General features: G+C 62.5%; 25 protein-coding genes. 12 read left to right on the plus strand and 13 right to left on the minus strand.

Features of this window, described 5'->3' with window-relative positions; all coding sequences use genetic code 11:
• The first annotated feature begins 55 nt into the window (after window positions 1-55).
• Both ABVK50_RS19575 and ABVK50_RS19580 read left to right on the plus strand, forming a co-directional pair.
• Window positions 56-835, plus strand: a complete 780-nt coding sequence (locus tag ABVK50_RS19575) for an extensin family protein (protein WP_353644994.1) — start codon at window positions 56-58, stop codon at window positions 833-835.
• Window positions 836-970: 135 nt separating this feature from the next.
• Window positions 971-1,669: an LssY C-terminal domain-containing protein gene (locus ABVK50_RS19580; RefSeq protein WP_353644993.1), complete on the plus strand. Its 699-nt coding sequence runs from the start codon at window positions 971-973 to the stop codon at window positions 1,667-1,669.
• 68 nt (window positions 1,670-1,737) lie between these two features.
• On the opposite strand, the gene ABVK50_RS19585 is transcribed toward ABVK50_RS19580, so the two are convergent.
• Complete coding sequence (locus tag ABVK50_RS19585) at window positions 1,738-2,955, minus strand: histidine kinase dimerization/phosphoacceptor domain -containing protein (RefSeq protein WP_353644992.1); 1,218 nt, start codon at window positions 2,953-2,955, stop codon at window positions 1,738-1,740.
• 273 nt (window positions 2,956-3,228) lie between these two features.
• On the opposite strand from ABVK50_RS19585, the gene ABVK50_RS19590 reads away from it, so the two are divergent.
• A complete protein-coding gene (locus ABVK50_RS19590; protein ID WP_353644991.1) occupies window positions 3,229-4,539 on the plus strand; it encodes a hemolysin family protein in 1,311 nt (436 codons plus the stop codon).
• A gap of 58 nt (window positions 4,540-4,597) precedes the next feature.
• On the opposite strand, the gene ABVK50_RS19595 is transcribed toward ABVK50_RS19590, so the two are convergent.
• Window positions 4,598-5,200, minus strand: coding sequence for an NAD(P)H-dependent oxidoreductase (locus tag ABVK50_RS19595; RefSeq protein ID WP_353644990.1), 603 nt, complete (start codon window positions 5,198-5,200; stop codon window positions 4,598-4,600).
• Between the two features lie 82 nt (window positions 5,201-5,282).
• Between ABVK50_RS19595 and ABVK50_RS19600 the strand changes: the two genes are divergently transcribed.
• Window positions 5,283-5,675, plus strand: coding sequence for a helix-turn-helix domain-containing protein (locus tag ABVK50_RS19600; protein ID WP_353644989.1), 393 nt, complete (start codon window positions 5,283-5,285; stop codon window positions 5,673-5,675).
• A 113-nt stretch (window positions 5,676-5,788) separates the two neighbouring features.
• On the opposite strand, the gene ABVK50_RS19605 is transcribed toward ABVK50_RS19600, so the two are convergent.
• Window positions 5,789-6,526: a cation transporter gene (locus ABVK50_RS19605; RefSeq protein WP_353644988.1), complete on the minus strand. Its 738-nt coding sequence runs from the start codon at window positions 6,524-6,526 to the stop codon at window positions 5,789-5,791.
• 62 nt (window positions 6,527-6,588) lie between these two features.
• Here ABVK50_RS19605 and ABVK50_RS19610 point away from each other — a divergent pair, with 62 nt between their 5' ends.
• Window positions 6,589-7,014 (plus strand): helix-turn-helix domain-containing protein, encoded by a 426-nt coding sequence (locus ABVK50_RS19610; protein ID WP_353644987.1) that lies wholly within the window; start codon window positions 6,589-6,591, stop codon window positions 7,012-7,014.
• A gap of 101 nt (window positions 7,015-7,115) precedes the next feature.
• Here the strand turns inward: ABVK50_RS19610 and ABVK50_RS19615 are convergent, their stop codons facing one another.
• Window positions 7,116-8,003 (minus strand): NmrA/HSCARG family protein, encoded by an 888-nt coding sequence (locus tag ABVK50_RS19615; protein WP_353644986.1) that lies wholly within the window; start codon window positions 8,001-8,003, stop codon window positions 7,116-7,118.
• A gap of 100 nt (window positions 8,004-8,103) precedes the next feature.
• Here ABVK50_RS19615 and ABVK50_RS19620 point away from each other — a divergent pair, with 100 nt between their 5' ends.
• Entirely contained in the window at window positions 8,104-9,042 is a 939-nt protein-coding gene (locus ABVK50_RS19620; protein WP_353644985.1) for a LysR family transcriptional regulator, read from the plus strand.
• A gap of 140 nt (window positions 9,043-9,182) precedes the next feature.
• On the opposite strand, the gene ABVK50_RS19625 is transcribed toward ABVK50_RS19620, so the two are convergent.
• Window positions 9,183-9,998 carry an oxidoreductase gene (locus ABVK50_RS19625; RefSeq protein WP_353644984.1) on the minus strand — a complete coding sequence of 272 codons (816 nt, stop codon included), beginning with the start codon at window positions 9,996-9,998 and terminating at the stop codon, window positions 9,183-9,185.
• 85 nt (window positions 9,999-10,083) lie between these two features.
• On the opposite strand from ABVK50_RS19625, the gene ABVK50_RS19630 reads away from it, so the two are divergent.
• The gene (locus ABVK50_RS19630) at window positions 10,084-10,521 is read left to right on the plus strand and encodes a helix-turn-helix domain-containing protein (protein WP_353644983.1); all 438 of its coding nucleotides are present in this window, start codon (window positions 10,084-10,086) and stop codon (window positions 10,519-10,521) included.
• Window positions 10,522-10,640: 119 nt separating this feature from the next.
• On the opposite strand, the gene ABVK50_RS19635 is transcribed toward ABVK50_RS19630, so the two are convergent.
• Window positions 10,641-11,237 carry a hypothetical protein gene (locus ABVK50_RS19635; RefSeq protein WP_353644982.1) on the minus strand — a complete coding sequence of 199 codons (597 nt, stop codon included), beginning with the start codon at window positions 11,235-11,237 and terminating at the stop codon, window positions 10,641-10,643.
• Between the two features lie 372 nt (window positions 11,238-11,609).
• Complete coding sequence (locus ABVK50_RS19640; RefSeq protein ID WP_353644981.1) at window positions 11,610-12,014, minus strand: acyl-CoA thioesterase; 405 nt, start codon at window positions 12,012-12,014, stop codon at window positions 11,610-11,612.
• Window positions 12,015-12,193: 179 nt separating this feature from the next.
• Here ABVK50_RS19640 and ABVK50_RS19645 point away from each other — a divergent pair, with 179 nt between their 5' ends.
• From ABVK50_RS19645 to ABVK50_RS19655, 3 genes are all read left to right on the plus strand, one after another.
• A complete protein-coding gene (locus ABVK50_RS19645) occupies window positions 12,194-13,810 on the plus strand; it encodes a GMC family oxidoreductase N-terminal domain-containing protein (RefSeq protein ID WP_353645876.1) in 1,617 nt (538 codons plus the stop codon).
• 70 nt (window positions 13,811-13,880) lie between these two features.
• Window positions 13,881-15,092 (plus strand): mandelate racemase/muconate lactonizing enzyme family protein, encoded by a 1,212-nt coding sequence (locus ABVK50_RS19650; RefSeq protein WP_353644980.1) that lies wholly within the window; start codon window positions 13,881-13,883, stop codon window positions 15,090-15,092.
• Between the two features lie 435 nt (window positions 15,093-15,527).
• Entirely contained in the window at window positions 15,528-16,985 is a 1,458-nt protein-coding gene (locus tag ABVK50_RS19655; RefSeq protein ID WP_353644979.1) for a hypothetical protein, read from the plus strand.
• Between the two features lie 39 nt (window positions 16,986-17,024).
• Here ABVK50_RS19655 and ABVK50_RS19660 read toward each other — a convergent pair whose 3' ends face one another.
• Together ABVK50_RS19660 and ABVK50_RS19665 are read right to left on the minus strand one after the other, a co-directional pair.
• Window positions 17,025-17,900, minus strand: a complete 876-nt coding sequence (locus ABVK50_RS19660) for a hypothetical protein (RefSeq protein ID WP_353644978.1) — start codon at window positions 17,898-17,900, stop codon at window positions 17,025-17,027.
• A 141-nt stretch (window positions 17,901-18,041) separates the two neighbouring features.
• A complete protein-coding gene (locus tag ABVK50_RS19665; RefSeq protein ID WP_008835645.1) occupies window positions 18,042-18,284 on the minus strand; it encodes a DUF1344 domain-containing protein in 243 nt (80 codons plus the stop codon).
• Between the two features lie 371 nt (window positions 18,285-18,655).
• Between ABVK50_RS19665 and ABVK50_RS19670 the strand changes: the two genes are divergently transcribed.
• Both ABVK50_RS19670 and ABVK50_RS19675 read left to right on the plus strand, forming a co-directional pair.
• Window positions 18,656-19,084, plus strand: a complete 429-nt coding sequence (locus tag ABVK50_RS19670) for a DUF1772 domain-containing protein (RefSeq protein ID WP_353645875.1) — start codon at window positions 18,656-18,658, stop codon at window positions 19,082-19,084.
• A gap of 105 nt (window positions 19,085-19,189) precedes the next feature.
• Window positions 19,190-19,447, plus strand: a complete 258-nt coding sequence (locus ABVK50_RS19675) for a SemiSWEET transporter (RefSeq protein ID WP_353644977.1) — start codon at window positions 19,190-19,192, stop codon at window positions 19,445-19,447.
• On the opposite strand, the gene ABVK50_RS19680 is transcribed toward ABVK50_RS19675, so the two are convergent.
• From ABVK50_RS19680 to ABVK50_RS19695, 4 genes are all read right to left on the minus strand, one after another.
• A complete protein-coding gene (locus ABVK50_RS19680) occupies window positions 19,444-19,776 on the minus strand; it encodes a hypothetical protein (RefSeq protein ID WP_353644976.1) in 333 nt (110 codons plus the stop codon). The two genes, ABVK50_RS19675 and ABVK50_RS19680, sit on opposite strands and share 4 nt — an antisense overlap.
• A complete protein-coding gene (locus tag ABVK50_RS19685) occupies window positions 19,773-20,402 on the minus strand; it encodes a hypothetical protein (protein ID WP_353644975.1) in 630 nt (209 codons plus the stop codon). The genes ABVK50_RS19680 and ABVK50_RS19685 overlap by 4 nt, the downstream gene beginning before the upstream one ends.
• 139 nt (window positions 20,403-20,541) lie before the next feature.
• Window positions 20,542-21,075 (minus strand): DUF1097 domain-containing protein, encoded by a 534-nt coding sequence (locus ABVK50_RS19690; protein WP_353644974.1) that lies wholly within the window; start codon window positions 21,073-21,075, stop codon window positions 20,542-20,544.
• Between the two features lie 211 nt (window positions 21,076-21,286).
• Window positions 21,287-22,423 (minus strand): glycosyltransferase family 4 protein, encoded by a 1,137-nt coding sequence (locus ABVK50_RS19695; RefSeq protein WP_353644973.1) that lies wholly within the window; start codon window positions 22,421-22,423, stop codon window positions 21,287-21,289.
• Window positions 22,424-22,733 lie beyond the last annotated feature (310 nt).

Raw genomic sequence — 22,733 nt, forward strand, 5'->3', positions numbered from 1 at the left:
CTTTCCTTTACGCTTCTCCGCTAGGCTGAAAGACCTCGGGACAGGGAACCGGTCGATGGGCCAATCTTTGCCGCGCGCCCGCGCCATATGGTGCGGCGGCGCCCTCATTCTGCTCGCTGCGCTTTCGGCCTGCACCAGCGACGATGTCATGTCGCTTCGTCCCGATGTCGACGTCGGCGCCCAGACCGCGGCGGTTCCCGCGCGCGGCCTGCAGAGCCTGGTCCCGTCCAACCCGATGATGACCGCCTACCCGCGCTTCAACGAGCCGGCGCCGCCGACGCTTTCCATGTCGGCCGACGAAATCGCCTGCCGCCGCGACCTGAAGAAGCTCGGCGTGCAATTCAGGAGCCTTGCGCCGATCGACGATGGCGGCGCCTGCCGCATCGATTTCCCGGTCGAGGTCTCGGCCATCGGCAGCGTCCGCATGAAGCCGGCGGCGACGCTCTCCTGCGCCATGGCCGCCACTTTCGCGCGCTGGACGAAAAAGGAACTCGTCCCGTCGGCGCGCTGGCGCTACCTGTCGGGGGTGAACACCATCCACCAGGGATCGAGCTATTCCTGCCGCAACATCCGCGGCTCGCGTGGAAAACCCTCGCAGCATTCGGTGGGCAATGCGCTCGACGTGATGCGCATCGAGCTGAATAACGGCAGGGATATCGACGTTCGCAAGCCCGGCTGGTTCGCCTTCCGCCAGCGCGGCTTTTTGAACAATGTCCGGGCCGATGGCTGCGACTATTTCACGACGGTGCTCGGCCCCGGTTACGATTACGACCACCGCGATCATTTCCATTTCGACATCATGCCCCGCAAGAACGGCTACGTCGCCTGCAAGTGAGGCTTACGGGGCGAGCTTAACAGAACATGCGCCCTCCTCCCCATCGAGGGGGAGTGGAGCCGCTCATCAGCGCACAATCTATCCTCCCAATCCCTTTCAACGTAAGCTGACGCCGCAACATCGGGGCGGAACCGAATGCGTCGACGCAGGATGCAAACGCGGGTGGCGGGCTGGGTGCTGGCGCTCAGCCTCGCCTATGTTGCGTCCGCCTATCTGGTGGCGCCGGCATTCTGGTCATGGCTGGACCGCGGAAACCTCGCCCTCCCCGACGCGATGGTGACCACGACGCCGCAGGGCATCCCCGGAGATCCCATCAATGTCGGGCTCGTCGGTACGAAACCCGAACTGCTGCAGGCCTTCGCCGCTGCGGGATGGAGCGCCGCCGACGCCATCACCTGGCGCTCCAGCCTGGAGATCGGCGAAAGCGTGCTCTTCGATCGGCCCTATTCCGAAGCGCCGGTCAGCACGTTGCTGTTCGGCGGGCGCAGGCAGGATCTGGCCTTTGAAAAGCCGGTGGGCGGCAGCGCCGACCGCCGCCATCATGTCCGTTTCTGGCTGATGCCTGAGCCCGCGCCGGACGGCCGCCCGCTCTGGCTCGGCTCGGCGAGCTTCGACCGCGGAGTCGGCTTCAGCCACGACACCGGCCAGATAACCCACCACATCGGTCCCGATCTCGACGCCGAGCGCGACTTCCTGATCGACGATCTGGAAGCAGCCGGCGTGCTTGCCTCGAGCTACAGCGAAAGAGGCGTTGGGCCGACCCAAACCGGGCGCAATGGCGGCGGCGATCCCTATTTCACCGACGGCATGGCGACCATCGGCGTGCTGCGGTAGCCACGGTCCGCAGTGGTTGTCCTGGCCGGCATCACAATGACCTGTGAGATTGCCTGCCTCAAGTGCGATTACGTAGGGATGTTGTCGGGTCGAAAAACCATGACGAAACGTGTTCCGGGCTTGGCATCCTGCCACTGGACTTCTCCGCCGAGCCTTCGGGCTAAACCGGAAATCAGCTTTGTCCCGAGCCCGCCGGATTTCGCGGAGTCCTGACCGGCGGGAAGGCCTATCCCCCGGTCGGATACCTCAAGGCTTAGATGGCCTCCCTGTTCTGCTGAAGCAACTGCAAGCCGCACCTCGCCGAAGCCTTCGGGATAGGCGTATTTCACGGCATTGGTGATCAGCTCGTTGACGAGAAGCCCGATGGGTATGGCCTGATCGGTCGGCACGCTTACGGACGCCACGTCGCATATCAGCTGGTGGTTCGGCGCCGAGGCGCGAATATGGTCGCACAGATCGCCGAGATAATCGGCAAGGTCGACAGCCCGGATATCATCCCTTCGCCATAGCTGGTCATGCACCCTGGCAATGGTCTGCACGCGTGCTTGAGCGTCGGCGAGTGCCTGCAGGAGCGCGGGATCGTCTGTCGCGCGGCTTTGCATGCTCAACAGGCTGGCGACTATGGACAAGCTGTTCTTGACCCGGTGGCTGATCTCCTTGGTAAGAAATTCCTGATGGCGCAGTGCATCCTGCAGCAATCTCTCTTGCTGCTTCAGAGCCTCTTCGGTGCGCTGCCGCTCAAGGGCTACCCCTATCAGGTTGGCAAAACCCTTTACGAAAACCAGATCCGCTTCGGTGAACCGTCCTTCGACCGGGCTGTCTACCTCGAGAACCCCGAACCGTGCGCTGCCGCCGTGGATCAAAGCATTAATGGCCCGCTTGACGTTATGTTCTACAAGAAGCGCCGGTGTCCGGAAGCGGCTCTCGCCATCCAGGTGATTGGAGATAACCGGCTCGCCTGTCTTGAAAGCGTAGCCGGTGGGGCTCGCGGTATCGGCCCTGGCTCTTGCCTGACCCACGACGCCCGGTTTCCAGCCGACGCCGGCCCGCACCAGGAATTGATGCTCAGCCGGGAGGTATTCCATGACCTTGCACATCCTGCTTTGCAGCCCCTCTGCGCAAACTCTCGTTGCTTCCTGTAGCAAGGTCTGAAGATCGTGGGTTTGAAGCGCGAAGTAAGCATATTCGGCGGTGAGCTGCTGCTGGCGCAAACGATAGCGCAGCTCTTCGGCAGCGCTGCCCTGCTCGGGGGCGTTTGCGGGGGTTGCGGGCGGTTCCGATATCAACAGAGGTTTCTCCCTGCCTATCTGGTCAAAGCGGTAAAAGACGATGGAAGTTCCCTAAATCCGAAGAATATCTGGGACTGTTCGGAAGCGCGGTTTTGCTCTTGTGGTCCGGGATCTCGACGGCGACCGCTTGTCGCCCAGTCTGTCTGTGACCTGAGCACGTCATCCGCTTCCCGCTTCGGGTCTTGAGTCGACTCCGAACTAAAGACACTGCTGAATACCGGCAGACTCCGGTGCTTCCCGAAGGCTTGGCTCTGATGCTATTGGAAAACCATGTTGTATCTTGAAATCGGCATCGTGGTCGTCCTCATCTGCGTCAACGGCCTGCTCGCGATGTCCGAGCTTGCCATAGTCTCGTCGCGGCCGGCCCGGCTCAAATCCATGATCGACCGCAACATCAAGGGCGCCGGACGCGCGCTTGCGCTCGGCGCTGATCCCGGCAAATTCCTGTCCGCCGTCCAGATCGGCATCACGCTGGTCGGCGTGCTCTCAGGAGCCTTTTCCGGGGCGACCCTCGGCCTCCGCCTGTCTTCGGTGCTTGTCGCTTCAGGCGTTCCCGCAAATATCGCCAATGCGGGCGGCGTCGGTGTGGTCGTCGCCCTCATCACCTACGGTTCGCTGATCATCGGCGAGCTCGTGCCCAAGCAGATCGCGCTGCGCAATCCGGAAGGCGTCGCCGTCAGGGTCGCGCCGGCCATGACCATCCTGTCCAAGGCCGGCGCGCCGCTTGTGTGGCTGCTCGACGTGTCGGGCCGCGGCGTCCTCTGGCTGCTCGGCCAGCACGGCGAAAGCGAGGAAAAGGTCACCGACGAAGAGATAAAAATGCTGGTCGCCGAGGCCGAGCATCACGGCACCATCGAATCCGACGAGCGCCGCATGATCGCCGGCGTCATGCGGCTCGGCGACCGCGCCGTCCGCGCGGTCATGACGCCGCGCACCGAGGTCGACTGGATGAACCTGCAATGGGACGAGCCGACCGCACGCAAAATGCTGATGGAGACCCAGCATTCGCGCCTGCCGGTAGGCGAAGGCAGCGTCGACGCCATGGTCGGCGTGGTGCAGACGCGCGAAATCCTGGCCGCCATGCTGGCCGGCCGCGCCTTCGACCCGCGGCAGCATGTGCGCGCCGCACCCATCGTTCACGATCAGGCCGATGCGCTCGACGTGCTCGCCACGCTGCGCGAATCGGAAGTGCCGGTCGCGCTGGTGCATGACGAATACGGCCATTTCGAAGGCATCGTCACCCCCGCCGATATCCTCGAGGCGATCACCGGCGTTTTTCGCGCCGACGCCGAAGAGGGAGAGCCCTATGCCGTGCAGCGCGAGGACGGCTCATGGCTGCTCGCCGGCTACATGCAGGCCGACGAGATGCGCGACCATCTCGGCATCGACCTGCCTGAAAACCGCGACTACGAGACCGTCGCCGGCTATGTGCTGTCGCACCTGCACCATCTGCCGGCGACCGGCGAAAGCGTCGACGCCCAGGGCTGGCGCTTCGAGGTGGTCGACCTCGACGGCCGCCGCATCGATAAGGTCCTCGCCACCCGCCTTCCCGGCGCGCACAGGCGCGCCGGTGGACATTGAAACGGCAGTGGGCAATAGGCAGTAGGCAATAGTGAGTACGATGCCTACTGCCTACTGCCTACGCTGCCTTCACTTCCGAGATGACCGCATCATTATCCCGCGCGGCCTTCAGCACCTTGGCCCACCAGGCGACGTCGTCGAGCATGGCCGTGGCGGCCTGGTTGAGGTGGTCGATCTCCTCGAGCTTCTTGCCCTGCAGCACGGCGAGATAGTCCGGCCAGAGGATGTGCACGGCGGCCTTGGTCGGCGCCATCTGCATCTCGATGGCGATCTGGCGCAGCTGCTCGATCGCGCGGGCGCCGCCGACGCCGCCATAGCCGATGAACGATACCGGCTTGCGGTTCCATTCGCGGGCGGCGTAGTCGATTGCATTCTTCAGAACGGCCGTTGGGCCGTGATTGTATTCGGCGGCGGTGAAGATGAAGCCGTCGAGTTCGGCGACCTTGGAGCCCCATTTGCGGGCGACCTCGCTTTCAGGAGCCGCCCATGCGGGCGACTTCGCCTCTTCGAAGAAGGGCAGCGGGTAGTCGCGCAAATCGACGATTTCGATATCGAGATCGCCGCGCGCCTTTGCTATGCTGGCGATCCATTCGGCGGGTTTGTCGGCAAATCGGGTTTCGCGGGTCGAGCCGATGACGATGCCGATCTTGGGTTTTGACATGGTTTCACCTCTTGTGTTGGTATAGATTGGATACCGACACTATATAGGAGACCACGCAAAACCCTCGCAAGGAGGCACTTTTTTGAAACCAAGGCACATTCACCGCAGTGAAGACTGCCGCGCCGTCAGCGAGATCCTGCAGCGCGTCGGCGACAAATGGACGGTGCTTGTCGTCGGCAAGCTTGGCAACGGCCGCATGCGCTTCAGCGAGTTGCGCACAGCGGTCGGCGGTATCTCGCAGAAAATGCTGACAACCACCCTGCGCGGCCTCGAGCGCGACGGCTTCGTCACGCGCACGCAATATCCGACCATCCCGCCCCGCGTCGAATACGAGCTGACCGACCTCGGCTTCGAGCTCCTGAAGCCGGTCAACGCGCTCGGCGAATGGGCGCGCAAGAACACCGACCGGGTCAATGAAGCCCGCCGGAAATTCGACGCCGCCTGCCCGGAAGGAAAGAGCGGCAGCCACTTCTAGGGGAGCAGCGCCGGTTCATATCGTTGAACGTTGCGAGCCCTGAGCGCAGGAATCTCCAACTGCCACCAATCAGTCGGTCCGAAAATGTGAAAATCGGACATCCCCTGGCGGTTTTACTCTGCCGCTGCCGGGTGAGGATGTTGCACTTCCCGGTATTCACGCCATGCCTGCCTCAAGATTTGCACCGAAGAAGTAGTGAAAATGCCCGCCATCAGCGCGGCAACGATCAAATCCGGCCACGCTGTAGCAGTGCCCCACACGCCCAATGCCGCTGCCATCACCACGACGTTCCCGATCGCATCGTTGCGAGAACAAAGCCAAACCGAACGGACATTGGCGTCGCCATCTTTGTAGGGCAGCAGCAGCAGGACCGAGCCTAGGTTTGCCGCCAGCGCCAGAAAGCCTATGAGGCCCATCAGTTCCGCGCTCGGAAGTCCCAGAATGAGCGTCTGATAGACGGTAGACCCAAAAACCCACAACGCCATGAGGGAGAGAGATAGCCCCTTGAACAGAGCCGCTGTCGCCCTGGTGCGCAACGAAGTGCCAATAACGGCGAGGCTAAGGCCGTATGTAATCGTATCGGCTAGGAAGTCTAACGCGTCGGCTTTCAACGCCTGCGACCCCGCAAGCTGGCCTGCCACCATTTCCGTCAGGAACATCGCCCCGTTGATGCCAATGACTGCCCACAGTACCCGCTTGTAGCGCGGATCCATGCCGTCGAAGGCCAGCACGCCGCCGGAACAACAAGCATCTTCGGTGTGGTGATCCGCCGTGGCTTGCTCTGCCGGAAGCACAAGCGGCGGCGGCGCGCAGCAGGTGTCATTTTCGTCGTTGCAGCGATTGTCAGCCATAGGAGTCCCTTTAACGCGGGCACCCTACTTCCTATAGTGACTCTAGGTTCAAGAGGCTTCTTATGAATTTTTCGATCGGCGAACTCTCGCGCCGCACCGAAGTAAAGGTTCCGACCATCCGCTACTACGAGCAGATCGGGTTATTGCCGCCTCCGCCTCGTACCGAAGGGCGGCAGAGGCGTTACGGCAAGGATGCTATCGCACGGCTCGCCTTCATCAAGCATTCGCGTGAGCTCGGATTCGACCTGGAAGCTATCCGCACGCTTCTATCGCTTCAAGACAGTCCGGATCGATCCTGCGCCGCTGCCGACAGGATCGCCAAGGTCCGTCTCGCTGAAGTTGAGAGGCGCATCGCTGCCCTTAACGGGTTACGCGCGGAGTTACGGCGGATGATCGATGAGTGCGCCTGTGGTCGGGTGGCCGAATGCCGCGTCATCGAGACCTTGGCGGATAACAGCCACAACCATGGTCGCTTATCAGCGCTTTGATCGTGCGAAATCAAAGGTCCGCAAAGAAGTCGAAGGCGGCCATCGGTGGCGGTTGCCGAATTGCGGGGAACTGAGCGCCCCCCTACTCCCTACTCCCGACCTCAAGCGGCAGAAGACGTCCGCTCAAGAATGCTCCAGTCAAACTCGCGCGCCCAGTCGGCAAAACTGTGCCAGCGGACTTCCGGAAAATCCCTATGCAATGCGGCGATATCGGCGTCGTAGCCGACGCGGTCGAACCATTCGAACATGAGCGCCGTATCCTCGCTTTGCTGGCGAGCCGCGGCAATCGGGATTTCCTGATAGCTGATCGGGCGGCCGATAGCTTGCGACAGGATTTCCGCCTGCTCCTCGCCTGACAACTCGTCCCCGGCGAAATCGAAACGCCTGCCGAACACCTGCTCGCGCCGCTCAACCAGAGCTGCGACGAAAGCCCCGATATCCGCCAAGGCTACGAGTTGAAGGACGCGCTTGGGAGGCATCGCGAAAGCGTGGGTGCCCTGGCGCAGCGCACCGACCGACCACGGCGCGACGATGTTCTCCATGAAGGCGACCGGCGCGCTGATCGTGTAGGGGATGCCGAGTCCGGCCACATGTTTCTCGACGAGATATTTGCTTTCGAAATGCGGAATGCCTGTCTTCTTGTCGGCATCGGCGACGGACGAATAGATCAGGTGCCCGACGCCGGCAGCCTTCGCCGCATCGGCGGCAATGATCCCCTGGCGGGTTTCCTCTTCCGTCCCTGCCTCGTAGCTGTTTCCCATCAAAAACATGGTGTCGACGCCGCTCGCTGCCTTCAGAACGGACGCAGCGTCGCCGAGATCGCCGGCCACGACATCGGCGCCTGCCGACGCCAGCCGCCGCGCGGCATCGCTATCCGGCTTGCGGGTGAGCGCCTTGACGCGATGGCCCCTGGACAGCAGTGAGCGCGCAACTGCGCCTCCTTGCTGGCCGGTAGCGCCGGTAACCAGAACACTTCTTGTGGTGGTCATGAAGTCTGCTCCTTTTGTTTCCAACGGAGCAAAGTTAGGGCCTGCCACATTGATCCATAATGGTCTATAATTGGAAAACATAGTCCCGAATCTGGCAACAATGTTCGATTTCAACGATATTGTGGTGTTCGCCCGTGTCGTCGAGGCTGGCAGTTTCACGGCGGCCGCGCGGCTGCTCGGCATGCCCAAGACGACGGTCAGTCGCCGCATTGCCGCGCTCGAGCGTGAGGTCGGGGTGCGGCTGATTCAGCGCACGACGCGCAGCCTTAATATAACGGACGCGGGACGTCTCTATTATGAGCAGAGCAGTCAGGCGCTGCGGACAATCGAAGACGCGAATTTACAGCTCGCGCAAGCGAGAGTGGAGCCTTCGGGCACGATCCGCATTTCGGCTCCGGTGGGCTTTGGCGGTCATTTCCTGAACAGCACGGTGTTCGATTTTCTTGGCGAGCATCCGAAAACCAGGGTCGAGTTGCACCTCACGGACGACAAGCTCAATCTGGTCGAGAGCGGGATCGATCTCGCCTTCCGTACGGGGATCCTCCCGGACTCGACACTGATTGCCCGCAAGCTCGGCTCCACGCATCGGATCCTGTGCGCCAGCCCGGACTATCTCGCGCGCCGCGGCGTGCCGGCAGCGCCGGCGGACCTCACTCGCCATCACTGCATCATCGCAGGCCCGTCGACGGCGAGCGCTCACTGGGTGCTGGACGGGCCGAACGGCCAGGAAACGGTCACGGTGTCTGGACGCTTCGCCGCCAACGAAATGCAGGCGGTGGTTGCCGCTGCGATCGCCGGCTACGGCATCGCCCAGTTGCCCCACAGCATGGCCCAGGTGTCTACCGGTCGCGGAACGTTGCGCCGCGTTCTCGATAATTACGCGACGCCGGTTGGAGGCCTTTATGCCCTATATCCGAGCAGCCGGCACCTTTCGCCCCTGGTCAAGGCATTCATCGATCTTGCGGCTGAGCGATTGAGCGGCGTCGGATCCAATGAGGGTGACAAGGCCATAGCCGCATTGAACCAAAGCTTCGGCTGACAGGCTGGCTGCCACTGCATGGGTGAAAGCCGGATGGCTTTCTCTGTCCACCATGCATCGACGGCGGCCATCGGTGGCGGTTTGCTACCGAATTTGCAGGGATTGAGCGCCCCCACCGCCGCTCAGCCCCTTGGCCGCCGTCAGGCCGGCAGGCCGTTTTGCTTGCGCAGGCTCTTGTCGAATGCGGATTCGGGGACAAAACGGCGCAGGAAACTGACCTGGCGCGCCATTTTTCCCGCCGCATAGCGCCTCCTCGGAACTGCGTCGGTCGCTGCTTTCAACACCGTCTTGGCTACGACTTCGGGCGCATCGCCTGTTTCCATCGCTTTGCGCATGATCATATTCATGCCGGCGCGGGCGGAATCATAGACGTTGAGCAGCTTGTCCGGCCTGGCGAGATTTTCTTCAAACGAGGTGCGGGTATAGGCAGGCTCAACCAGCACGACGCGAATTCCCAACGGGCGCAGTTCATGGTCGAGCGACTCGGAATAGCCTTCGACGGCATGTTTGGTCGATGAATAAAGAGCAGAATAGGGGGCCGGTATCAAACCCAGCACCGAACTCAGATTGATGATCCTGCCCTTTCCTTGGCTTCGCATCGTCGGCAAGACGGCGTTGGTTACGCGAAGAACGCCGAAGAGATTGACATCGAAAAGCGCCTGGGCCTGGGCGACCGAGGATTCCTCCGCGCCTCCGAGCAAACCAATGCCGGCATTGTTGACGAGCAGGTCGATCCGTCCGGCTTTGGCCAGCACCTCATCTATCAGCCCAGCGACGGAAGCATCCTGGCTTACGTCGCACGTCAGCATCGTAATTCCATCGGAGCGTTCGGGGACGGATTTGCGGCTGGTTCCGAACACGCGGTAGCCCGCGTCCCGCAACGCCTCGGCGGTTGCCCGCCCGATGCCGGTGGATGCTCCTGTGACGAGCGCGACGCCACGACCGGATTTGCTCATGAAAGACTTCCTTCTCATCCAAGGGTGGAATACCACTCGGAAGGATGTTACTATCATTTCGATATGAAGTCACTATCGAAATGATATGAACACTGAAAATATTTCTGAAGGCACCTGTCCCATCGGGCGCGGCATCGCCTGCATCGGCGATGCATGGAGCATGCTTATCCTTCGGGACGCGAGCCTGGGGCTTACCCGCTTCGACGAATTCCGCAAAAGCCTGGGCATAGCGCCCACCATTCTGACGCGGCGGCTGGCGATGCTGACCGCGGAGGGATTGCTGGAAAAACGGCGCTACTCCGAACGGCCTCCGCGGGAAGAATACCTCCTGACCGCCGCCGGGCGGGATTTCCTGCCTGTGCTGTTCATAATCGGCGCCTGGGGGCGCAAGCATCGCGGCCAGGGCAGGCTGACGCGGTTTCTGGACGCCGAGACGGGAGAGGAAATTCAGCCCCTGGTCGTGGATGGCGTCACGGGAGCCGAGGTCGGCACCCGTCCCATTCGAGCCGTGGCCGCCGAATGACCGTTAGAAATTAGACGCCGCTTGCCCGGAGGGCAGGAGCGGCGCCAATTTCTAACTAAGGGATTGGCTCACAACCAATCCTCTCCCGAGGCCGCGGCGATCGCCGCCGTTGTCGAACGTCAGGGCTCCGGCACCAGTTTTGTCGGCATCTCCAGCAGGGAGAACTCCGCACCCTCACAAGTGATGTCGGGATGGGTCGGGCTGAACATCCCCAGCGGATTGTCCTTGAACAGCCAGGCATGCAGATCGTAGTGGTGGAAACCTTGAGGGATCAGCGGTTCATGTCCTTCCATTGGCCCCTGAAACGGCTGTCCTAAGAGGCTCGGCCGCTCCTTGGCGGCCGCCAGGGGCACGAGCCATTCGGCCGCAACCAGTTGGAGTTTTCCGTCGACCGGCTCATAGATCAGCACATTGGGCTTCATAGGGTCCGGTGGCCCCTGTATTGTCAGGTTGACGAAGTGGATGCCCATGCCTCCTTTGGGGTAGTCCATGTGCCCTTCCATCTTCGAACCGTCATAGTGGACGCAGCCCACTGTCGAGAGATAGAGGTCGCGGACCGCGACGTAGGGATCTTTGTATTTTGCAAGCGCCTCCCGTATGGCGTCGATCTCGGCATTCGGGACGTCTTCGGCCTTCGCCGTTCCGATCCCCGACCCCATATGGACCAGCGACATCGCCGCCACGATACAAAGACGGCCAACACTGCATTTAGGCATTGTGCTTCCTCCCTTGATTTTCAAACGGGCATGCGCCCGGCAGGCACTTGTCGATCGTCAACTTGACGGGTCGGGGCGCAAGCAAAATGGGTGCGCCAGCCCACGCCGCCGCTGCAGCGACGAGGGACGCGCGGATTTCTTTGCCCGTCATGCTTTTTCGCCCGGCAGCGATGGATCGCTTCCAGCCCCGGCCCGTTCCATGGAACCCCGTGGCCCGTGGTTTTTGCCCCACGGCGGACTTCCTCGATCAAGCTGCTCCCAAATAAAAGTGTTTGCAAGCGGGAGCTTCGGTCGCGGATGCCAATCCCTTCGAGAAGAGGGGTGACACGGCGGGAGGCCGGGCCAGCACTCAGCCCTCAGGACGTGGTCCGGCTATTCGCCGCCCGCTTCTTCCGGCACCGGCTTCGGCCTGCCTTCGCTATCCAGCGCCACCATGACGAATTCGGCGTCGGTCACCCTCTCCATCAGGTCGGTCAGGTAGCGCTGCGCCCAGGCTTCGACCTTGAGCACCATCGAGGTGCGCCCGACGCGGTTGACATGGGTATAGACGCACAGCGTATCGCCGATCTTCATCGGCTTGGCGAACGACATCTCCTTGACGGCGGCCGTCACCACCCGGCCCTTGGCCCGCTCGGCGGCGCGGATGCCGCAGGCCAGATCCATCTGCGCCATAACCCAGCCCCCGAAAATGTCGCCGGCCGCATTGGCGTCGGAAGGCATGGCAAGCGTGCGCAGCGTCAGTTCGCCTGTCGGCTGTCCGTCGGCATATTGGACCATGCTGCGTCTCCTCTGCTTCTCCTGCCGTAACCGCGCCCGCCTGTCGCGTCAACGACGAGCATCGCCCGGCGCGGTCGCTTTTGTCACAAGCCATGCCGGAAGCCATGTGCCCGGGTGAGTGTGTCGGCGCTACGTTGAATCACCACATGAGTCAGTTCGTGGACGGCCTCGCTCTTTTAATGCAGACTTATGATTTCATTGTCGTCGGCTCCGGTTCCGCCGGTTCGGTGGTGGCCGAGCGCCTGTCGGCGAGCGGCCGCTTCTCGGTGATGGTGCTGGAGGCCGGCGGCACAGACCGCCGCTTCTACGTGCAGATGCCGCTCGGCTACGGCAAGACCTTCTTCGATCCCGCCGTCAACTGGAACTACAAGACCGAGCCGGATCCCGGCTTGGCAGGCAATGCCGATCACTGGCCGCGCGGCAAGCTCCTCGGCGGTTCCAGTTCCATCAACGCGATGGTCTGGATCAGGGGACAGCGCGAGGACTACGATGCGTGGGCCGCGGCCGGTAATCCGGGGTGGGGATTTGACGACCTCCTGCCGCTGTTCAAGGCGATCGAGGACAACGAGGCTGGCGCCGACGAATGGCGCGGCGTCGGCGGCCCGCTCCACGTCACCGATTGCTCGCGCTTCGTCCACCCTCTGACGGCCCGCTATCTAGGGGCGGCCCAGCAGGCGGGGCTGCCATTCAACCCGGATTTCAACGGGGCATTTCAGGAAGGCGTCGGCGTCTACCAGATCTCAACCAAAAACGGCCGCCGTATGTCGGCCGCCCGCGCTTTCCTCCGCCCGGCGATGAAGCGCAAAAATATCCGCGTCGAGACCCGCGCCCTGGCAACCAAAATTCTCTTCGAGGGCAGCCGCGCCGTCGGCGTCGAATACATCCGCAACGGCCGGACGATGACCGCACGGGCCGGCCGCGAAGTCATCCTGTGCGCCGGTTCCGTCAACACGCCGCAGCTTCTGCAGCTTTCCGGCGTCGGCCCGGCCGATCTTCTGCATTCGCTCGGCATACCGGTCGTTCACGCTAACAACAACATCGGCGCCAATCTGCAGGACCACCTCGGCATCAACTATACGTTCAAGGGCAAGGTCCCGACGCTCAACCAGTTGCTCCGGCCCTGGTGGGGCAAGCTCTATGTCGGCATGCGGTATCTGCTTTTGCGCAGCGGCCCGCTTTCACTCTCCATGAACAATGCGGGCGGCTTCTTCCGCACCGACCCGGCTCTGTCGCGGCCGAACATGCAGCTCTATTTCCAGGCCTTTTCGACCGTCATCCCGAAGAGCGGCGAGCGTCCGATCCTGACGCCTGACCCGTGGCCCGGCTTCTCCATCGGCCTTTCGAACTGCCGCCCGACCAGCCGCGGATCGATCATGATCCGGTCGAAAAATCCGCTTGATTATCCGAAGATCGTGCCGAACGCCTATTCGACCGAGCAGGACGTCGCCGAGATGCTGGCGGCGGTAAAATTCGTGCGAACAATCGCATCCATGCCGGCTATGGCGGAGATCATCGAAGAAGAGGTTCTGCCCGGCCCATCGATCACTTCCGACGACGATCTGATTCAGGATTTCAGGAAGCGCTCGGGCACCGTCTATCACCCTGTGTCGACTTGCCGCATGGGCCCGGACCCGTCCAAATCCGTCGTCGATCCGCGTCTGAAGGTGCACGGGCTCGCCGGCCTGCGCATCGTCGACGCCTCGATCTTCCCCGACAACATTTCCGGAAACACCAACGCGCCTTCCATCATGGCCGGCGCCAAGGGGGCGGCGATGATATTGGAGGATTACAGGTGAAGTTCACACTTGCTCCAACCATCGCGCCACCCCTCATCCGCCTGCGAAGAGAAGCTCGAGGACGCCACCCATGAAAATCACCGATGTCCAAACCTTCGTCGTCGGCAATCCCCCGCCCGGTATCGGCGGCAAGTACTTCATCTTCGTGAAGCTCACGACGGACGGCAACGTCGTCGGCTATGGCGAGGCCTACAACGCCACCTTCTCGGCCCATGTCACCGCGAAGATGATCGAGGATCTGGCCGATCGCTACCTCGTCGGCCGCGATCCGCACGACATCGAGAGCTTCTTTCGACGCGCCTATTCTTCCGGATTCTCTCAGCGCCCCGACGTCTCTGTCATGGGCTGCTTCTCGGCGCTCGAAATCGCCTGCTGGGACATTATCGGCAAGGAGGCCGGCAAGCCGGTCTACAAGCTGCTCGGTGGCCAGGTGCACGATGCGCTGCGCTCCTACACATATCTCTATCCGCACACCGGCAGCGTCCATTCCGAGGACGCTGTGGGCAGGAACGTCTACAACGATCCCGACCTCGCCGCCGCCTGCGCGCTCGAATATGTCGAGCAGGGTTTTAACGCGGTCAAGCTCGATCCCGCCGGCCCCTACACCGCCTTCGACGGTCACCAGCCGCGGCTTCTCGATATCGACCTGTCGGCGCGCATGATTAAGGCCATCCGTGAAGCCGTCGGCAATCGCGCCGATATCCTGTTTGGCACGCACGGCCAGTTCACCGCGTCGGGCGCGCTGCGCATGGCGCGCGCCATCGAACCTTACGACCCGCTCTGGTTCGAGGAGCCGGTCCCGCCGGATATGCCGGAGGTGATGGCGCAGGTTGCACGCGGCACCTCCATCCCGATCGCCACCGGCGAGCGCCTGACCACCAAATACGAATTCGCGCGGGTGATCGAAAACCGCGCCGCCACCATCCTGCAGCCCGACCTCGGCCGCTCCGGCGGCATTCTCGAAACCAAGAAGATCGCGGCAATGGCCGAGGCCTACCACATCCAAATCGCGCCGCATTGCTATTGCGGCCCGATCGTCGGCGCCGCCAACATCCAGCTCGCCACCACCCTGCCCAATTTCCTCATTCTGGAGTCGCTCAAGCAGTGGGACGGCTTTCACGCGACGCTGCTGAAGAAAAAAATCGAATGGCAGGACGGAAATGTCATCCCTTCGAAGGAGCCCGGTCTCGGCGTCGAGCTCGACGAGGCGGTCTGCGAGGCTCATCCATGGATCGGCCAGGAGTTGCACTTGCAGATGGCGCAGAACCCGCTGTTTCCCTGAGCGCGCGAGGCCTTTCGCCCTGCTCCACCCCGCAAGGATGCGGTGCTTCTGCCGACGCTGCCCGGCAGTCAAGCCTTCTGCAAATCCCTTTAATTTCAATGCTCTAATGTAAACTACGGAATCGATTTCCGAGCTCTTTGAATCATTGTCTCAAGCGCATGAAGCGATGCGTCAGCACCGGCGGTGGTCATTTTCCACGAGCTCAAGATGGCGGGTATGGATGAGGCAGCAAAGCAAGAATAAGAGCCGCCACAACCTGCTGTATTGTCCGTACGCTTTCGACCTATGGCCGAGTCCAGAGCCCGGCTATTTACTATATCCGGAATTCCGCATGTACCCCCTGTTCCTCCCCCTGCGGAAGCATGTATGATTTATTAATAATGTATGAATGCCGGCAATTGTATTTGGCTGTCATGTAACAGGTGGAGCAGTACCATGAATCTCGCAAACATCCTGACGAGAAAGGACCCCCTCAAGAAGGCGTTTGTCACGCTCGAAGACGGCATGACTGATGTCCTCAACGAGGAATTCATGCTCCCGCCCGAGCCAGAGACTGCATCTCCAGGCAGCGACGAAACGGAAGCTGTCGCGGCCGGCAACGATGAACTCGTGGACGAACTGGCCGAGCAGTTCGACGCCGAATTGTCGGCCGAGTTCGCGGCCGAGGCCATTCCGGCCGAAGCCATCCCGGCCGAAGCTGTCCCGGCCGCGGAAGAGAATTCCGAGCGCCTGACCTCCCATACGCAGAACCGCCTCGCCGGCCTTGCGGCCGTCGACGAGGCCCGCAACAAGATCCAGCAGGATTTGACCCAGATCAGCACGGCGCTTTCCAACATTGTCGCCTCGCAGAATCTGAGCCGCGAGTTTCTCGACGACTGTTACGCCGATATTCGCCGCGCCAACGAACTCGAGATCATGAACGCGAACTACGCGGCCGAAAACCGCAGGCTCGGCGATCGCGTCGACAAGCTCGAAAAGCTGCGGGCCCGCTACGACCAGCTGATCGAGGTGCTGAAGCGGCGCGAAGGCAGGCTGATGATCGAGGCCGAGGACCTGCGCGAATCCCTGAGCTCGGCCAAGCTGGAAGCGGTTGAAGCCAAGAACGCCATCGCCCGGGCTGAGTTCGTCCAGGGAGAACTCCACACGTCGCTGGCCGCAAAGAGCAACGAGGCCGAGCGCTACATGCGCGAGAACGAGATGCTGCGCGAAAAGAACGTCAACATCGCGCTCGATCTCGACAAGGCGCTGCAGCGCCAGGCCGAGACACGTCGCAAATTCGAGGACCTGGCGGCGGTTCACGCCAGTGAATCCGCGCTGGTCGCCAAGACCACTGCCAAGCTTGCGAGCGAGGAGAAGGAGGCGGCGCGGCTGCAGAAGCTGAACGATATGCTGGAAGCGCGCTTGGTCGAGGCCAACGAGCACATCGCCGGCTTCAAGCGCGACATGGACGAGCGTGAGGAGCTTTACCAGAGCGAGTACCACGCGCTGAAGGGCGAGATCCAGACGCTGCTGTCGCGGCTGAATGCAGGCGTCGCCGAGCAGGCCGAAACCGTATCCGAACTGACGGCGCTGAAGACCCGGCTGAACGAACTCGAATCCGAAAAGCAGTTCGCGGAACGCAAATACGCCGGCTTGGCCGCCGAGGTCGACAGCGAGCGCAAGCAGGCGGCGCGCGACGGATCCGGCGAGCACGAGGAGATCGACGGCGGCCTGAACGCCCAGCAGGCCGAGGCCATGCGCCAGCAGATCGAGGAACTGACCAAGACCGTGCAGCGCCTGAAGCGTTACGAGAAGCTGGCCAAGGTCCGCTCCAAGACGGCCGATTTCCCGAACACGTTCGGCGTCAAGCCCAAGGCCAAGAACGGCTTCCGGCCAAAGCTAGCGGCTGGCTGAGCAGGCCGGTCAGGCCGGACGCTCACGCCGGACAAGCCGTCACGATGCGGCTTGCGGCGAAATTCTCGAGGCCTTCATGCCGGCCAAAAGCCCGAGCGAGGCCAGGCCGACAATGGCGAAGCCGGTGACATAGAGCAGCGGTACCGGCTTGCCGCCGACGGCGTTCATCAGCCCGGCCGCGACGACACTCACGCCGTAGACGCCAGCAAAAAGCAGCGCCAGCCGCGCCAGTCCGGCGTCGCGCCGCGACAGGAAGAACGCGACGGCGATGGCCATCAGCATCGCAGCGATCAGCCGTGAACTCAACTCGTCCTGCGGCCAGTTGAACACCAGCGGATACGGCGTGGTGGGGATCAGGAACAGCGCCGCGCCCCAGATCGCCAGCACCAGCCCGGCCACAAGCATCCAGCCCCGCACGGTCGTGCCCGGCGTCGGCCGGGCCGCGTCCACACGTCTGCCGCGCGAAACTTCCAGCGCTGATCCTGCGCAGAGCACGATCACCACCGCGAAGAAGCCGTAGGTCACCGGGCGGGCGAAATCGAAGCGGTCGAGATGCAGCGTCACCGCCGCCAGCGCCAGCGGCACGAGATAGATCAGGATCAACATGTAGAACAGCCGCTCGCGCGCCGCGCTCGGATGTTCCAGCACCGCTATGCCGGTCATGCCGAATGCCAGCGCCGCCACGCCCAGCATGCGTGAGGCCAGCGGCGGCAGGTCCCAGGCGAAGCTCGGCTGCAGGTCGAGCCACCAGAATGGCGCGCCGATCAGCCCGCCGACGGCAGTCGCGATCAGCACGAACCGGCCGACCGGCGACCCTCTGCCATCGCCCGGCTCCCGGCCCCAGCGCGCGAACGCCGCCCCCATCGCGGCCAAAAGCACGATCACCGCAACGCCGAACCACAGATCTTCCGTCATGGCTGCCCTCTACCGCGACCAGCACGTTTGCGGCCAGAATGCCACGATTTCGCTGATTCACGAAGAGCGGCCGCCGCATGCGAAAAGGCCGGCCCCGCAAGGGACCGGCCGACCGTCATTCAAAATTGCTAGGCTATAAAATCACATAGCCGCTTCGATGGCGGTGGCGTTGCTCGTTCCGTCCTCGAGCGTCACCTTGACCTTGGCGCCGGGGGCAAGCGCGTCGATCGCAACGTCCTCCGCCGCGACGACAGCCGTGCCGTCCTCCAGCGTGACGGTGCGCGTTGCCGGATCGACCGACTGCACCACGCCCTCGACGGTGGCTGCGTAGGCGGCGCCGATGAAGGCGAGCGAGGCGATGGTGGTTGCAAGGATCTTCTTCATGCTTGGTACTCCCGTTTGGGTTTCGTCCGTTCGGCCGCCGAACTGGCTGCCGTCGGATGACCCGGAAATAGGCCGGGCAATCACCCGCCGCAAATCACGAACGGTGAAGTTAATGCTACAAGAACAATGGCTTAATTATGCCGCATTTGCCAGAACACGGCCTGTTTCCTGCTTCGCGCGCCGCCGGCCGGCCCGATTGTTACAGTCGCTTTGCTTCCTGATCATGCGCTTGAAGCAATAGGGCCGGCGCCCTGTTACCGCCCCTTCCCCGCCAGAATTTGCGCAGTCGGCGATCACAAGGCCCCGAATTTTCGGCGGCGAATTTGGCTTTTTGTTCTGCTACGGTCACGTCGGCATTGGAGGCCATCATGATTGCCGGACATCTTGCTCTCATTGTCGCTGCGGTCTTTGCCGGCGCGGCAGTCTACATCAACATCGCCGAGCACCCGGCGCGAAGAGGCCTCGACGACCGGTCGATGCTCATCCAGTGGAAGCCTGGCTATAAGCGGGGTTTCGCCATGCAAGCCTCGCTCGCGGTAGCGGGGTTTCTGCTCGGTTTGCTGGCGTGGTGGCAGGCGGGTGGCTGGCTTTGGCTGGCCGGCGCCTTGGTTTTGATTGCCAACTGGCCCTTCACGCTCCTCGTCATGATGCCCGTCAACAACAAGCTCATGTCGATGGACCCCACGGCGGCCGGACCGGACAGTCGCGAACTGCTGGAGAAATGGGCAAGGCTGCATGCCGTCCGCACCGCCCTCGGCTTCGCAGCAACGCTGGTTTTCCTCGCTGCCTCGTTAGACTGAGGCATTCTCGCCTTCCCATTGTGCCAGGCCGCGCCGCCGCTTCACAGCGGCCAGCGCTTCTGGCAGATGATGTGGCGCATTCCCTCTGCGCCGAAGGTCCCATCCTTGTATCCTTCCATCGAAATACTGGGCTCGCTCGCGGCCCTGATAACCACGCTCGGCTGGCTGCCGCAGATCCTCAAGATCGTCCGCGAGCGCAAGGCCGGCGATATCTCGCTGGTCACCAACGCCACCTTGGCCGGCGGCGTTTTCCTGTGGGTGGTTTATGGGCTGCTGATCGGCTCCTGGCCGGTCATCATGGCCAACTCGGTGACCTTCCTGTTCATCCTCGCCATTGTCGGCCTGAAGCTCCGCTACGGCTAAGCGGCCTCCACATCGTCGCTCGCACCGACCTTGCGCACCAGAGCCGCGGTCGCCAGCAGCGCCGCCATGTCGGCGATCATCGGCGCGATGTGCCGTTTATAGTCCGGCGGCTCCGAGATCGGCGGCAGTTCGAAGAAATTCTTCTTCTCCGGTATGAGCAGGTATCCGTCACGGTTCTCCAACGCCAGCCTGACCGGTTCGTCGGGCCACGTTTCGCCAAGCCATTGCAGCGCCTGCGCCAGCCGGCCGGTCACCAGCGGCTGCGCCACCGCTATATTGTTGGTGCGAAATTCGTAGTTCTCATCGAGAGCCGGAACGCCGCTCTTCACCTCCTCCAGATCCCGTCGCCGAACAGCCCGCGGAAAAAAGACGTCACCATGTTGGTCTTATGCGTGGCGACCAGCAGCCCCGGAAAAGGCGCTACGGTCTGGAACGCCAGCACCACGCCCTTGAATTTCATCCGCTCCGATTTTCCCGACTTCTTGGCGAGTTCCGCCTCATACAGTTCGAACACGAAGCCGTCGCATTTGCCCGAAATCACATCGTCGAAGCGTTCGACGTCGAACGTTCCCACCGCCTCACGCGGCAGCCGGTAGAAGGAGGTGGGGCTCGTTTTGTGCTGGTAGTGGAAATCCTCGATGAAGCCGAACACGATCGGCAGCAGATGCTCGCGAAATGCCTGCTGCACGTCCCTCGCCGGCTTCGTCGCCATCCAGGAGGCATAGATGCCGGCAAACATCGCAATGACGTAGAGAAAGAGATGCGGCGCCGAGTGCCACTGCTCATGCGGATCGGCGAACGCGTTGAATCCGTAGGCCAGCGCCGCCACCGCCGCCGCAAGCCCGCCGAGATAGACCGGCACGCGCCAGCCGACCTTCCTGCGCGCCCGCTGGCGCTCGCCTTCATACGTTTCGATATCGGTTCTGATGCCGGCGATCACCGCCTCGTCCGGCATGAAATCCTTGGCCTCCGTCGACCCCCCTCCATGTCGCGGCGCGTCCGCGCGGGACGATTATAGCTGCTTTTGGAGGAAAAATCTGCCGGACGCCGGCGCCAATTCGGTGGCGCCGGAATCCTGACCTTGCGCTTCGATGCTAGGCGGCTCTCGCCGTCGGCGTTTTGGCGGCCAAAGCGCTGCCTATGCGCTCCGACAGCCAACCGAGCAGCGAACCGATCACCATGGAAACGACGATGTTGATCAGCGGATTATCAACCAGCGACGCCGAAGTCAGCGTGCCGAGCTTGCCGGCGAGCAGGGCGTAGCCGGCAACACAGGCGAAGCCGTAGACCGACGACGGAATCGAGCCGAAAGCGCCGATATTGGCCGCAAGCACCATCGCCGCGGCGCCTATCCCGACGCATATCCCAGCCGCGAGAGGAACGCCGAGGCCGCCGGCCAGTGTTGTTGTGCCCACCAGCGCTGCCCAGCCGATGATCGCGCCCAATATATGTGCCGCAACATTGGTCTTCAGCGCGGCTTCCTTGCCGCCCGAATGGTAAAATGCCGCCCAGGCGACGAATGCCGCCCATATCTGCAGGCCTAAAGCGGCAAACGGCCCAACGAAAAGCCAAGTCGCGACGCCGCCGAGAACTCCGATACTGATTGCAAGTGCTGTGAGCAAAGGCATGTCAAATCCTCTAATCGGATTCCGTAAGCAATCACACAGCGTGTGACTTGCCTCGTGACAGTGCCCTACTGCCCACAAAATCAACAATGTTCCCTAACGTCAACTTGCCTTCGGCGCCCGTCCCCAGCTTTGGGCGCGGGCGGGACGGCTCGGCGATGCAATCGTCCGCCGAGCATTTCCCTGACGGCCGCCCCAACCGCAGGCCCGCCTCCTATTCTCCGGGGTCGAGAATGTAGCGATCCGCCGGATTCTTGAAGTATTTCCAGCCGCGATCGCGCGAGCGGGCGAGCGCCGCGCGATAGACTGCATCGATCTGCGGCATGATCTTCTGCGGCGACAATTGTCCGGCGATCGTGGCTCGGTCGAGCGCGCCCGCCTGGTGACGCAGCCCTTCGTCGCGGGCAAGGCGCTCCACCGCCCGCGCCATCGTATCGATATGGCCAAACCGGAAAATCCGCTCGTCTGGCAGCAGGTCGGTCATATTGCCGACATCGGTCGAAACCACCGGGATCTCCTGCGCCATCGCCTCCAGCGGTGCGATCGGCGCCTCCTCCACGACCGAGGTGAACAGGAAGATGTCCATCGCCGCCGCGAGTTCCACCGCGTCGGCGCGCAAGCCGGGAAGATGCACCCGCCCGGAGACCGCCGGGTCGCCGAGCGCTTCGCGCCAGCCGGGCATGGGCTCGCTCTGGGATGGCAGTCCGCCGATCAGCAGCAATTCGGCGTCGAGCCCGGAGGCCGCGAGCCGCTTCAGGATGCGGATCATATCGACCTGGTTCTTGCGCACGCCGATCGCGCCGGTCGAGCCGAGCAGCAGCGCATCCTGCCTGATGCCGAGCTTTTGCCGCGCCTCCGCCCGTCTCTGCGGTGAAACTGGCGCCAGCGCCGACGCGTCGAACATGTTGGGCACGACATGCATCCTGCTTTTGGGAACCAGGAGTCGTCTCGTGTAGTAATCGGCGGTCTGCCGGCTCAGCCCCACCACCGCATGGGCGAAACGCCACGGAGGCTGAAACTGGCGCGAATGCGCCGTCATCACCGCCGGCGCGCCGTCGGCGATGGTGAAGACCATCAGCAACTTGTTGGCCCGGCTGCCATGCGCATGGACCAGCGTGCGGCCCCAGTCGCGGATCGGGTAGCCGGTGGCGCGCAAATCGGCCGGGATGGTCTTGAAGCTCGACTCCAGCATCTTGATCGGCCCGGCAAAGCTTTGCTGGCCGATCCACGATCTCTTCGGATGCACCAGCATCAGCTCGTGCCCGGCCTTGATCTGCTCGTCGATCAGAATCTTGGTGCTCGTCGCCACCCCGTTGAGTGAATCATGACCTACGAGGTGGGCGATCTTCATGTGCGGCTTTTCTATGCCTGTCCGCACCGGATTGAACGAGCGCGGCTGAGCGGATTGCTACGAGACCGGCGCTTATCCCACATCATCTCCGGCCTTATCAAGAGAGGCAGCTTGGCAGTGCCTCAATCTGGATTTCGGCTCTCGACCCAAAGTGGACAGGGACGTTAAGGTTACCCGCCCTTTGCGATCGCCCCGGTGAGACGGACGCTTCCGGGGTGGAGAAAGGCGGTTGGCTACCTATTTCGGAAGAGAGCGGGTAGGAAACAACGCTAAAATCCTGGCTTCAAGTCGAAAGGAATACGCAATGGCA

This window comes from Mesorhizobium sp. WSM2240 (assembly GCF_040438645.1).
Lineage (GTDB): Bacteria > Pseudomonadota > Alphaproteobacteria > Rhizobiales > Rhizobiaceae > Allomesorhizobium.